Below are 12,772 nucleotides of genomic sequence, written 5' to 3'. Positions count from 1 at the left end.
GACATGAAAGAGACAAGAAAAAAATATGACATGCTGACGGACAATCCGGGAAAATCCCTGCTTTTCTTCGTGCTTCCGATGATACTCGGAAATCTTTTTCAGCAGTTTTACAACATCACGGACTCAGTAGTGGTAGGAAAATTCGTCGGGGAACAGGCGTTAGCGGCGGTTGGCGCATCCTATGCGATCACGAACGTCTTTATCGCCATCGCCATCGGCGGCGGAATCGGAAGCCCCGTGGTGATCTCCCAGTTCCTGGGGGCGGGAAAACTCGCGAAGATGAAGACGGCAGTCTACACGACGATGTTCAATTTCCTTGGGATTGCGGCGTTTCTGGCAGCAGTGGGGATCCTGTTCAACAACCGGATCCTGAATCTCGTCAACGTACCGGAGGATATCTTCTCCGACGCGGCGCTGTATCTGGCGATCTACTTTATCGGACTGCCGTTCCTGTTCATGTATAACGTTCAGGCATCGATCTTCAACGCGTTGGGAGATTCAAAGAAGCCGCTGTACCTTCTGATCTTTTCTTCCCTGTTAAACATCGCGTTGGACATGATCCTTGTGATCGTTTTCAAGCAGGGTGTCCGGGGCGTTGCGCTGGCGACACTGATCGCACAGGGAATCTCGGCGGTGATCTCCTTCCTTCTTTTGATGCGGAAGCTAAAGGGGTATCCTGCCGAGGAGCCGGTGCGTCTCTACAGCGGAGAGATGGCGGTCTCCATGGTGAAGATCGCCGTTCCGTCCACGCTGCAGCAGTCCATCGTACAGATCGGAATTTTGCTGGTCCAGTCTGTGATCAACAGCTTCGGCTCCACGGCAATCGCCGGATACTCCGCAGGCATGCGGATCGAGTCCTTGAGTATCGTGCCGATGCTGGCCATGGGAAATGCTATGTCAACCTTCACAGCCCAGAATATGGGGGCTGGAAAGATCGACCGGGTGAAGGAAGGTTACCGGATGTGCTATGTGATCGTCCTGACGGCGGGTGCTGTGCTCTGCGTGATGTACCAGCTGGCAGGAGGCGCGTTCGTATCCCTGTTCCTTGACAGCGGCAGCAGTGAGGCGTATTCGGTGGGACTCAGTTATGTGAAGTTCTTATCGTTTTTCTACTCGTTTATCGGCCTCAAGGCGTCCACGGATGGTCTGCTGCGCGGCGCAGGTGATGTGACGGCATTTACGGTGGCAAACCTCGTGAATCTCGCGATCCGTGTCAGCGTGACGAACCTGTTTGCGCCGATTTATGGAATCCAGGTAGCATGGATGGCGGTTCCCCTTGGCTGGGCCGCGAATTATGTGATCTCGTTTGGATGGTATCTGACAGGAAAATGGAAGAAGGTCCGCGTGATAAAGAAGTAATATACGGATAGGAAATCTCCGGACTGAGAAATGCTGTACAAAAGTGCAGGCAGATTTTATGAAATATGAAAAAATAGTTCCGATGGTTCAGATTTGATGTAAAATGGAAACGGATCGATCTGGTTGGCCGGAAGGGCATACAGTATCAATTACAGAAGAAAGGACAGAAATCATGGAACAGAAAATACTTGCTTACTTAAAAGAACATGAGACGGAGATCTTTGAGGACTTAAAATCTCTAGTCCTGACAGAGGCCAGCACTTCAGATATTGAGGCTCTGGCAAAGGTGCGGGAAAAGCTGATCATGCTGATCAAGGAGCGCACAGGAGAGGACAGCTTTGTCTACGAAGCGGAGAACGGACACTGTCCGGTGCGGTTCCAGTATGGAAAGGGTACGGAGAAGATCCTGTTTATCGGTCATTATGACACCGTACATCTCATCGGTGCGCTGAAGTATTATACAGAAGGAAATGAGCTCCACGGACCGGGTGTTTATGACATGAAAGGCGGACTTATTTCCGCGATCTGGACTGTAAAGGCATATAAGGATCTTGGGATCGATCCGGGAAAGAGGCTGGAATTCATCTTTAATGGTGACGAGGAGACCGGAAGTGCTGAGTCCACCGATATCATTTGTGAGCTTGCGAAGGACGCGAAGGCGGCGCTTGTCTGCGAGCCGTGTACAGCGAACGGAGATTTAAAGACAGGAAGAAAAGGCCTTGTCCGTTTTACCGTAAGGATTCATGGAAAGGCATCCCATGCAGGAAATGCCCATAAAGAGGGGATTAACGCCATCGAGGAACTGGCGCATGAGATCCTCGCAATCCAGAAACTGACAGATTACGAGGCTGGAACTACCGTCAATGTGGGCGTTTGCAGCGGCGGTACAAAACCGAACGTTGTCCCGGCAGAGGCAGAGATCGAGATCGACTGCCGTGTAAAGACAGCCGCCGAGGGCGACAGGATCCGCAAGGCGATCAACGAGATCAGGACGACGGTTCCGGGAACCACAAGGGAAGTCATCGAACGGGACAGCAAGATGCCGATGGAGGAGACGGAGGCGAACATGGCGCTCTTTGAGAAGGCGAAGATCTGCGGCGAGAAGGTCGGGCTTAAGTTTTCCCATCAGTTTGTGGGCGGCGGCAGCGATGGAAACGAGGTGTCTGCTCTGGGTATCCCGACCCTTGACGGTCTCGGCGCAGCCGGTGACGGGGCCCACTCCGCAAACGAGTACATCCTGATCGACCAGTATATTCCGAGGATCGCGATGCTGGCTTCGTTTGTGCTGACGATCTGAGAGATTTCAATACATAAGATATAAACAGAGAGCGTATTGCCTAAAAAAGGTGGTACGCTCTCTGTTTATAAGAAGCTATTTAGTTTTTGATCGGAAACGTGATCTGCGCCTTAAACAGGTCGCCATCGATGATCAGCTCGAACTTTCCGCCCTGAAGAGTTGTCAGGTCTTTCGCGATGGAAAGTCCAAGTCCGCTTCCCTCCGTGGTTCGGGAAACGTCACCGCGGACGAATCGCTCGGTGAGCTCATCCGGGCTGATGTTTAACGGGTTTGCGGACACATTCTTGATCGTGAACACAACGTCGGCGCCATGGTCCTCGATTGTAACGTAGACGCGGGTTCCTTCTAACGCGTACTTGAATGCGTTATTATAGAGGTTTTCAAGGACACGCCATAGCCTTCGTCCGTCTGCCTCGATCATGATGACCTCGTTCGGAAGTGTGTTGACGATCTCCAGATGGCGGATCGCGTATTTTTCCTCAAATTCTCCGGTCGTCTGCTGGACAAGTTCTACGAAATCGATATTTGTGATTTCCAGCTTGATATTTCCGGAGCTTGCGCGGGAAGCTTCCACAAGATCCTCGGTCAGAGTCTTTAACCTCTGGGATTTCTGATCCAGAACCTCCAGATATTTCTGAACCGTCGGGTCTTCAATGTGCTGGCGCTTGATGAGGTCAACATAGTTGATGATGGAGGTCAACGGTGTCTTGATATCGTGGGACACGTTCGTGATCAGGTCGGCCTTCAGGCGTTCACTCTTTACCTGTTCGGCAAGAGCTGTCTCCAGACCGTCACTGATACGGTTCAGTCCTTCGGCGAGTTCCGCCTCCAGACTCGAGAAATCATTGACATCCACCTTGTAGCTCGTCTCCCCGGAGGCGAGTTTTTCGATGGCGGCATGGATCTTGTCAGTCTGGTTCGCATTTCGGTAGATAAAGTAGAATACCAGAAGGTTTCCGGCGATCCAGGCGATCATCACGAAGATGAACGGCATGAACTGGAAAACGGAATTTTCATGATGGAAGATCATGAATGCCCCCACGGTGATCATGAATATGTTGTATGCAAGATACAGCACAAAGCCTATTGTGATCCGGTAGCGGAACGTGCTCTCGGAGAGTGTTTCTGTAAGATCATGCAGAAAGCTGTTTTTCCAGAGGGTTTCCGCCTTGTATCTGCGGATCAGGCTGAAGAAGGTCAGGATGACGCAGAAATACAGGTATCCGAAGGCCACCAGCAGGTTCGCGCGGTCCCAGTAATCTGATGTCACTACCAGGTGCAGGAGCTTTGATGTCACCGGCGCCATGATGTGGATGCAGAGGTAGGACACGAATGCCATCAGGAGCAGCATGAAATCCGTTTTTGTCCGGTCAAATGGGTAAAGCGTGATGGTCCGGTCAGAGATCGACGCATGTCCGGACAGGAACAGCAGGAATGCGAAGGTCACGAGGGAACCGGCAAGTCCCGCGATCGTAATATAAAGTCCGTTGGAGAAATTCACGCGGGACTTATTATAGGCGGTATATGCCTGGGCATAGTCATCGTTCGCCTTATAGGATGTGTCGAGACCGATGACCACATAGTAGCTGTTGCCGTTGTACGGGTTATTTTTCGACATCAGCGCCGGGATACTCGGAAAGTTGGATTCGAAGTTCGTCCGGACCGCAAGGTCGTTGGAGTCTCCGGAATAGTAGATATATCTTCCCATGGCCATAATGTCATCGTTGGACATCTCCGGCGCGTTGGTATGGATCTCATAGATCGCATTATTTTTTGAGTAGTACGCCACGCGGAAATAGAGATTCGTAAAGTCGCTCATGAGTCTCGAGTAGATCGAGTAGTAGGAAGAGAAACGCCTTAAGATCTCATACGTCAGGTCCGGCATCGTCGAGAAGGACTGATCCGGGCTCGTTAAGTCTTCCTCAGACTGGTAGCAGCGGTAGCGGACATAGACCTGTTCCTGGTCTTCCTCGGACAGAGTCTCCGGACCGCCCTTTAACGCGTAGTTGTCGGACTCGTCCATGTAGTAGCCCAGGGATTTTCCGTACTGGATAATATCGTCCAGAGTGTAGGATTTCTCACCGCCAGGTCCCGTGGTGACTTCCAGGACGACCTGGGAGTAGTCGACCTCACCGTTTACCTCGAAAATATCCTGATACTGGACATAATCGAAGATATTTGTGATATCTGCCTGGACTTTTTTGCTGAAATCCGGGGACTGTTCAAAGGTCTCCGTCTTGATCCAGTCGAGACCCCGGCCGTAGTTGCTGTTTAAATACATGAACCCGATTCCGACGAGTGTCACGCAGGCAAAGAGAAAGTGAAGGAAGCCGACGAGACGCTTGAAAAATGAGTTTGTCTTTTTTTCTGCCATCTGGACTCTCCTTACTGTTTCTCGATCTTATAGCCGACGCCCCAGACTACCTTTAAGTAGCGGGGTTCTTTCGGGTTGATCTCGATTTTCTCGCGGATATGGCGGATGTGGACGGCAACAGTGTTATCTGCACCAATTGCGTCTTCATTCCAGATTTTTTCGTAAATTTGGTCAATAGAGAAAACCTTCCCCGCGTTCTTCACGAGAAGAAGCAGGATGTTGTACTCGATGGGGGTCAGCTTGATTGGCTCTCCGTCGACGGTAACTTCCTTGTTCTCATCGTTGATCATCAGTCCGCCGCACTTGTAGACCTGGGAGCTGCCCTGCTGGTTTAAATTTCCGAGCTGGGTGTAGCGGCGGAGCTGAGATTTTACGCGGGCTACCAGCTCTAATGGGTTAAACGGCTTTGTGATATAGTCGTCAGCGCCGATATTTAAGCCTAAGATCTTGTCGGTATCCTCAGATTTCGCGGAGAGGATGATGATCGGGATGCTGCTGGTCTCGCGGACCTTTAATGTGGTGCGGATCCCGTCGAGCCCAGGCATCATGACATCCACGATCATTAAGTTTACTTCATTCTTCTCCAGAAGCTCCAGCGCTTCGTAGCCGTCGTAGGCCTTAATTACATTGAAACCTTCGCCGGTCAGATAAATATTGATCGCTTCTACGATCTGTTTGTCGTCATCGCAGACGAGAATGGTTGGCATAATCGATTCCTCCTCATATCAGACATAATAAAAGATGAAAAATCGTAACTGACCATATTTCCAGTTACGAAAAAATCAAATCAAAGAAAAAATACATCATAATCCAGTATAGCATAAAAATGACGCAAAAACATAAGGAACGTTCTTAAATTTTTATGTAGAGATGTAAAGGGGTGTTACAGTACACGGGTACTCTATGCCCGCGCACTGTAACAGGATTTTGCCGATGCTTCGCATTCCGAATCGGCAAAATCCGCGGCCATAACGGTATCATACGGAATTTTCAGTTCAGAAAATTCCTACCCATGAAAAGTAACAAAGGAGTTACTGTATTGTACAGAATTTTCAGTTCAGAAAAGCTTTTGGTACGACGCGGCGATTTGATGCAGTGACATAGGTAAAAAAATATGAACGCAAAAATTTGTGTATAATGTTGTGAAAGCGAGGGACAAATAATCACGCAAGAGGTTAAAACAATAAAAAAATATAGAAAATTTTGTGAGGTTTGTACAAAATATATATTTTGCCGTGAAATGGTTGATAATAATTGTGCAATATGCTATGATTGAGTTAACTTAAAAAAGAAGCCGTGATAGGAGAGCAAAATGTAATCAGCTAACGATTAGCTGTTGCTTGGTGCGCTCCTTTTCTTTTTGAGAAATGGAGAAAAGTTTAGTGAAACATTATTTTTATCAGGCATTGGAAGAAACCCCGATCATCGCAGCGATCAAAAACATGGATGATCTGGAACTTTGCTGTTCTCTGGAAGAAATCCGAGTGGTATTCGTCCTGTTCGGCGATATCTGTACGATCCGGACGATCGTAAAACGCCTAAAGGACGCTGGGAAGATCGCAATCGTGCATGTAGACCTGGTCGTGGGCTTAAGCAGCAAGGAGATTGTGGTGGACTTCATTAAAATGTCGACAGAGGCAGACGGGATTATTAGTACAAAGGTCCCACTGATCAGAAGGGGAAATGAACTGAATTTCATAACGGTCCAGAGGTGCTTTTTACTGGATTCCATGGCGTATGAAAATTTAAGACAGCAGCATCAGGTGAAGCCGGATTATATCGAGGTTCTTCCGGGAATCATGCCGCAGGTCATCTCAAAGATGTGTAAGGTGTCGAAAGCGCCGATCATCGCGGGTGGACTGATCTCCGAGAAAGAATCCGTTATGAGCGCCCTATCAGCAGGAGCGATGGCAGTTTCATCTACGAATCATGAAGTCTGGAAGCTGTGAATAGACTGATAACACAAGCTGTTTCAACGCCGGGAAAAGGGCAGTTGAGATAAAGCATGGGAAAAACTATATTGAAGGAGGAATTGGTATGGCAAAGTATGTAATGGCACTCGACGCGGGGACAACCAGCAACAGGTGTATCCTGTTCAACGAAAAAGGTGAGATGTGCAGTGTAGCGCAGAGAGAGTTTACCCAGTACTTCCCGAAGCCGGGCTGGGTAGAGCACGATGCAGACGAGATATGGGCAAGTATGCTGGGGGTTGCTGTAGAGGCGATGAATATGATCGGTGCCACCGCAGCGGATATCGCGGCCATCGGTATCACGAACCAGCGTGAGACAACGATCGTCTGGGATAAGAATACCGGAGAGCCGATCCATCACGCGATCGTCTGGCAGTGCCGCAGAACATCGGAATACTGCGACACCTTAAAAGAAAAAGGCCTGACCGACAAGTTCAGAGAGAAAACAGGCCTCGTGATCGATGCATACTTCTCAGGCACAAAAGTAAAATGGCTGCTTGACAATGTACCGGGCGCGAGAGAAAGAGCGGAGAAGGGCGAGCTGTTATTCGGTACGGTTGAGACATGGCTGATCTGGAAACTTACAAAGGGCGCGGTTCATGTCACAGACTATTCCAACGCATCCCGTACAATGCTCTTCAATATCAATACTTTGCAGTGGGATGATGAGATCTTAGCGGAACTCGATATCCCGAAGTGTATTCTCCCGGAGCCGAAGCCGTCAAGCTGCATTTACGGCGAGACAGATCCGTCTTACCTCGGCGGACCGATCCCGATCGGAGGAGCTGCTGGTGACCAGCAGTCCGCACTGTTCGGACAGACCTGCTTCAATCCTGGCGAGGCAAAGAATACATACGGAACCGGCTGCTTCATGTTAATGAACACCGGTGAGAAGCCGATCTTCTCAAAGAATGGTCTTGTTACAACAATTGCATGGGGCTTAGACGGAAAAGTCAACTACGCTCTTGAGGGCTCTATCTTCGTTGCAGGCGCTGCGATCCAGTGGCTCCGCGATGAGTTAAGAATTATCGATTCCGCACCGGATTCCGAGTACATGGCAAAGAAAGTAAAGGATACGAACGGCTGCTATGTTGTACCGGCATTCACAGGTCTCGGAGCTCCGCACTGGGATCAGTACGCGCGCGGAACGATCGTAGGAATCACCCGCGGTGTCAATAAGTACCACATTATCCGTGCGACTCTGGAATCCCTCGCATACCAGGTAAACGACGTTCTGGAAGCGATGAAGGCAGATTCCGGTATTGAGCTTGCGGCTCTTAAGGTTGACGGCGGCGCAAGTGCCAACGACTTCTTAATGCAGACACAGGCCGATATTATCAACGCGCCGGTGAACCGTCCACAGTGCGTAGAGACGACAGCTATGGGTGCCGCTTATCTTGCAGGTCTCGCAGTTGGTTACTGGAGCAGCAAGGAAGACGTCATCAAGAACTGGGCAATCGATAAGACCTTCGAGCCGAAGATCGAAGCCGCTGAGAGAGAAAAACGGATCAAAGGCTGGAATAAGGCTGTGAAATACGCTTACGGATGGGCGAAGGAAGACTAAACGAGATATAAAATGAGGAAAAGGTTTCGGGTAAGAATTGCGGCTTGCAGAGAACGGACTTGAATGGAATAATTGCTCAAAGCTGTTGAAACAAAACAGAAAGTTTTGAAAAAACAGAAAACTGTCTCCGGCTTTGGGGGGGAACGAAAGCCGGAGATGACTAAAACAACAAAAAGGGGGATTTTTTATGCTGCCTTATATTGCAGAGTTTCTTGGAACCATGATGCTTATCATCCTCGGTGATGGTGTTGTTGCAAACGTAAACCTTAACAAGTCCGGAATGAAAGGCGCAGGAGCTGTCCAGATCACACTGGCATGGGGCCTTGCGGTTCTGGTACCGGCATTTATCTTCGGAGAAGCTTCCGGCGCATCCTTTAACCCTGCGCTCACGATCGCTCTTGCGGTTGACGGAAGTTTCGCATGGTCTATGGTGCCCGGATATGTGATCGCACAGATGGCAGGTGCATTTGTCGGCGCATCGATCGTTTACCTGCTCTTCAAGGGACAGTTTGACGCTACAGAAGATCCGGGAACAAAGCTTGGCGTATTCTGTACAGGTCCATCGATCCCGAACACTGGATTAAACATTTTAAGCGAAGCAGTCGGTACATTTATCCTCGTTTTCGCGATCAAAGGTATCGGCAATGTAACAGGACTTTCCACAGGTGTTGATAAACTCTTCGTATTCGGAATCATCGTTTCCGTAGGTATGTCCCTCGGCGGACTTACCGGTTATGCGATCAACCCAGCAAGAGATTTAGGACCTCGTCTTGCACATGCAGTCCTTCCGATCAAGGGCAAAGGCGATTCCAACTTCTCTTACGGTCTCGTAGTTCCGATCGTTGGACCGATCATCGGCGCAATCGTGGCGGTTCTCCTTTATGGAGCGATCCCGTGGTAGGATAAAATAACAGAGGGCTGTGCCCGGTGCAGTACAGCTTGACAATCGGATAATTGTGGCGTGAGATGAGAGAGCCTGACAGGATAACCGCATAAGGGTATGCGTTTACTTGGCGGGCTCTTTTCTCTCAAGGACGGACGCCGCCGGATTCCCAAGTGGGATATGGCGGAAATCTTCTAAAAGAGACAGGATGTAAAGGAGTGAACGGTAAATGTATGATGTGATCATAATCGGAGCAGGAGTAGCCGGGGCGGCATCTGCGAGAGAATTGTCGCGCTATCAGGCAAAAATCTGTGTGCTGGAGAAAGAGGAGGATGTCTGCTGCGGTACTTCCAAGGCAAACAGTGCTATTGTCCATGCGGGCTATGACGCGGCGGAAGGCTCCCTGATGGCAAAACTCAATGTACGCGGAAATGAAATGATGGAACAACTGTCGAAGGACCTGGATTTTCCGTTTAAGAGAAATGGTTCACTGGTAGTCTGCCTGCATGAAGACGAGATGCCGGGGCTTGAAGCTCTTTATAAAAGAGGAATCATAAACGGAGTTCCGGGTCTCAGGATCTTAAACCGGGAAGAACTGCGGGCAATGGAGCCGAATATTTCCGATGAGGCATGCGCAGCTCTCTACGCGCCCACAGGCGGAATCGTATGTCCGTTTAACTTAAATATCGCGATGGCGGAGAATGCCAACGCGAATGGAGTAGAATTCCATTTTGATACGGAGGTCACCGACTTAAGACCGGTGGAAAACGGCTGGGAGATCCGGACAAGCAAGGGCACGTATAAGACGCGGTATGTCGTGAACGCGGCGGGTGTCTACGCAGACAAATTCCACAATATGGTAAGCAACAAGAAGATCCATATCACCCCAAGACGTGGAGATTACTGTCTGCTCGATAAAACTGCCGGAAATCATGTGAGCCATACGGTGTTTGCTCTTCCCGGAAAATACGGAAAAGGCGTTCTCGTGACTCCGACGGTCCACGGAAATCTGTTGGTGGGACCGACAGCGATCGATATTGAGAATAAAGAGGGAACCAATACGACGAGAGAGGGCTTAAATGAGGTTATCACAAAGGCAGAGATGAATGTGAAGAACATTCCGATGCGCCAGGTGATCACTTCCTTCGCAGGACTCCGTGCCCATGAGGACGGACATGAATTCCTGATCGGTGAACTGGAGGACGCGAAAGGATTTATCGATTGTGCGGGAATCGAGTCTCCGGGTCTGACAAGCTCCCCGGCGATCGGTGAGATGGTGGCGGATATCCTGAAAGAGAAGATGGATCTCAAGGAAAAAGAGAACTTCATCGCGACGAGAAAAGGTGTTCTGAATCCGAATACTTTAAGTAAGGAAGAACGAATCCAGTTAATTAAGGAAAAACCAGAGTACGGAAATATTATCTGCCGATGCGAGATGATCACAGAAGGCGAGATCATCGATGCGATCCGAAGACCTTTAGGCGCAAAATCCTTAGACGGAGTAAAACGCAGAACGAGAGCCGGAATGGGGCGCTGCCAGGCAGGATTCTGTTCCCCGAGAACTATGGAGATCCTTGCGAGAGAATGCCATAAGAGCATGTTTGAGATCACAAAATCCGGCGGAAACTCGCAGATCGTCAAGGGAATCAATAAGGATTCGTTATAAAAGGGAGGTGTCAGAGCATGAAATCGTATGATATTGTGATCATCGGAGGCGGACCGGCCGGTCTTGCCGCTGCAGTTTCCGCGAAGAAAAACGGAATCGAGAGTATTCTGATTCTGGAACGTGACAGGGAGTTAGGCGGAATCTTAAACCAGTGCATTCATAACGGCTTTGGACTCCACACCTTCAAGGAAGAACTCACGGGTCCGGAGTACGCGGGACGGTTTATTAAACAGGCAGAAGAATTAAATATCGAGTATAAACTGAATACCATGGTCATGGATATCAGTGAGCAGAAGATCGTGACAGCCATGAACCGGGAAGAAGGTCTCTTCGAGATCCGGGCGAAGGCAGTGATCCTCGCAATGGGATGCAGAGAGCGGTCGAGAGGCGCTTTAAATATTCCCGGATATCGACCGGCGGGAATCTTCTCTGCAGGTACGGCCCAGAGGCTTGTAAACATTGAGGGATATATGCCGGGACGCGAAGTCGTGATCCTGGGATCCGGAGATATCGGTCTCATCATGGCGAGACGAATGACGCTTGAGGGCGCGAAAGTCAAGGTTGTCGCGGAGCTGATGCCTTATTCCGGCGGTTTAAAGAGAAATATCGTCCAGTGTCTCGATGACTACGGAATTCCGCTGAAGTTAAGTCATACGGTTGTAGACATCAGAGGAAAAGAACGGCTGGAAGGAATTACGCTGGCGCAGGTAGACGGAAAAGGAAAGCCGATCCCGGGAACGGAGGAGGAATACAGCTGTGATACGCTGCTCCTCTCTGTCGGACTGATCCCGGAGAACGAGATCTCAAGAGGAATGGGCGTGGACATGAACCCGGTGACATCCGGTCCGAAGGTCAACGAGAGCCTGGAGACGAACATCGAAGGTGTTTTCGCCTGCGGAAATGTGCTCCATGTACATGATCTTGTGGACTTTGTATCGGAGGAGGCGGCGATCGCCGGAAAGAACGCGGCAGCTTATGTGAAACAGGGTGAAAACCGGACATCGGGAGCTCAGGAGATCGTTTTAAATCCGGTCGAAGGTGTCCGCTATACGGTTCCGGGAACCATCGATCCGGCGAGAATGGACGAGGAACTTACGGTCCGTTTCCGTGTTGGCGGTGTGTATAAGAACTGCTATGTGAGCGCGTACTTTGGCGATGAGCGTGTGATCCACAGAAAACGCCCGGTCGTAGCACCGGGTGAGATGGAAGAACTGAAACTTAAAAAAGCGGATCTTTTGAAGTATCCGGATCTGAAGACGATCACGATCAAGATCGAGGAGGCATAGGCGATGGAGGAAAGAAGATTAACATGTATCGGATGTCCGATGGGCTGTCCTCTTGTCGTGACGATGGACGGCGGTGAGGTCGTAAGCGTGACAGGGAATACCTGCAAGCGCGGCGAGATCTACGGGCGGAAAGAAGTGACAAATCCGACGAGGATCGTGACTTCCACTGTGCGGGTATCCGGCGGAAGCATCGATATGGTTTCGGTGAAGACGAAGGAAGATATTCCGAAAGGAAAAATCTTCGACTGTGTGAAAGCGTTAAAGACGGTTGAGGTCGCAGCTCCGGTCCACATCGGGGATGTGATATTGAAGGATGTTGCCGGAACGGGAGTGGACGTTGTGGCGACAAAGAATGTGGAATAGGGTTTATTGC

Annotated in this window: 10 protein-coding genes; 8 read left to right on the top strand and 2 right to left on the bottom strand. The window is 49.9% G+C overall.

Annotation, left to right across the window (positions count from 1 at the left end):
- The first annotated feature begins 3 nt into the window (after positions 1–3).
- Complete coding sequence (locus ACXMYH_RS15825; protein ID WP_486555206.1) at positions 4–1,359, top strand: MATE family efflux transporter; 1,356 nt, start codon at positions 4–6, stop codon at positions 1,357–1,359.
- Positions 1,360–1,531: 172 nt separating this feature from the next.
- Positions 1,532–2,656 carry a M20 family metallopeptidase gene (locus ACXMYH_RS15820; protein WP_118531267.1) on the top strand — a complete coding sequence of 375 codons (1,125 nt, stop codon included), beginning with the start codon at positions 1,532–1,534 and terminating at the stop codon, positions 2,654–2,656.
- Between the two features lie 79 nt (positions 2,657–2,735).
- Here ACXMYH_RS15820 and ACXMYH_RS15815 read toward each other — a convergent pair whose 3' ends face one another.
- Both ACXMYH_RS15815 and ACXMYH_RS15810 read right to left on the bottom strand, forming a co-directional pair.
- A complete protein-coding gene (locus ACXMYH_RS15815) occupies positions 2,736–5,030 on the bottom strand; it encodes a HAMP domain-containing sensor histidine kinase (protein ID WP_486555205.1) in 2,295 nt (764 codons plus the stop codon).
- Positions 5,031–5,041: 11 nt separating this feature from the next.
- Entirely contained in the window at positions 5,042–5,737 is a 696-nt protein-coding gene (locus ACXMYH_RS15810; RefSeq protein WP_015552872.1) for a response regulator transcription factor, read from the bottom strand.
- 675 nt (positions 5,738–6,412) lie between these two features.
- Here ACXMYH_RS15810 and ACXMYH_RS15805 point away from each other — a divergent pair.
- From ACXMYH_RS15805 to ACXMYH_RS15780, 6 genes are all read left to right on the top strand, one after another.
- The gene (locus ACXMYH_RS15805) at positions 6,413–6,979 is read left to right on the top strand and encodes a glycerol-3-phosphate responsive antiterminator (RefSeq protein ID WP_486555204.1); all 567 of its coding nucleotides are present in this window, start codon (positions 6,413–6,415) and stop codon (positions 6,977–6,979) included.
- 88 nt (positions 6,980–7,067) lie between these two features.
- Complete coding sequence (gene glpK, locus ACXMYH_RS15800) at positions 7,068–8,564, top strand: glycerol kinase GlpK (protein WP_142410701.1); 1,497 nt, start codon at positions 7,068–7,070, stop codon at positions 8,562–8,564.
- Between the two features lie 187 nt (positions 8,565–8,751).
- On the top strand, positions 8,752–9,465 hold the full coding sequence (locus tag ACXMYH_RS15795; protein ID WP_118531273.1) for an MIP/aquaporin family protein: 714 nt from the start codon (positions 8,752–8,754) through the stop codon (positions 9,463–9,465).
- Between the two features lie 211 nt (positions 9,466–9,676).
- Positions 9,677–11,113, top strand: coding sequence for an NAD(P)/FAD-dependent oxidoreductase (locus tag ACXMYH_RS15790; RefSeq protein WP_486555203.1), 1,437 nt, complete (start codon positions 9,677–9,679; stop codon positions 11,111–11,113).
- Between the two features lie 17 nt (positions 11,114–11,130).
- Entirely contained in the window at positions 11,131–12,399 is a 1,269-nt protein-coding gene (locus tag ACXMYH_RS15785; RefSeq protein ID WP_486555202.1) for an NAD(P)/FAD-dependent oxidoreductase, read from the top strand.
- 3 nt (positions 12,400–12,402) lie between these two features.
- Positions 12,403–12,762 carry a DUF1667 domain-containing protein gene (locus tag ACXMYH_RS15780; protein WP_118297605.1) on the top strand — a complete coding sequence of 120 codons (360 nt, stop codon included), beginning with the start codon at positions 12,403–12,405 and terminating at the stop codon, positions 12,760–12,762.
- Positions 12,763–12,772: the final 10 nt, after the last annotated feature.

The sequence above is a fragment of the Pilosibacter sp. NGB245 genome, assembly GCF_057397225.1.
This window is presented reverse-complemented; position numbering and strand designations above follow the sequence as displayed.

Bases quoted from the DNA above. Each gene is read 5' to 3' on its own strand.
- ACXMYH_RS15815 (WP_486555205.1), bottom strand. From the start codon at position 5,030: ATGGCAGAAAAAAAGACAAACTCATTTTTCAAGCGTCTCGTCGGCTTC.
- ACXMYH_RS15825 (WP_486555206.1), top strand. From the start codon at position 4: ATGAAAGAGACAAGAAAAAAATATGACATGCTGACGGACAATCCGGGA.
- ACXMYH_RS15810 (WP_015552872.1), bottom strand. From the start codon at position 5,737: ATGCCAACCATTCTCGTCTGCGATGACGACAAACAGATCGTAGAAGCG.
- ACXMYH_RS15780 (WP_118297605.1), top strand. From the start codon at position 12,403: ATGGAGGAAAGAAGATTAACATGTATCGGATGTCCGATGGGCTGTCCT.
- glpK (WP_142410701.1), top strand. From the start codon at position 7,068: ATGGCAAAGTATGTAATGGCACTCGACGCGGGGACAACCAGCAACAGG.
- ACXMYH_RS15785 (WP_486555202.1), top strand. From the start codon at position 11,131: ATGAAATCGTATGATATTGTGATCATCGGAGGCGGACCGGCCGGTCTT.
- ACXMYH_RS15795 (WP_118531273.1), top strand. From the start codon at position 8,752: ATGCTGCCTTATATTGCAGAGTTTCTTGGAACCATGATGCTTATCATC.
- ACXMYH_RS15790 (WP_486555203.1), top strand. From the start codon at position 9,677: ATGTATGATGTGATCATAATCGGAGCAGGAGTAGCCGGGGCGGCATCT.
- ACXMYH_RS15820 (WP_118531267.1), top strand. From the start codon at position 1,532: ATGGAACAGAAAATACTTGCTTACTTAAAAGAACATGAGACGGAGATC.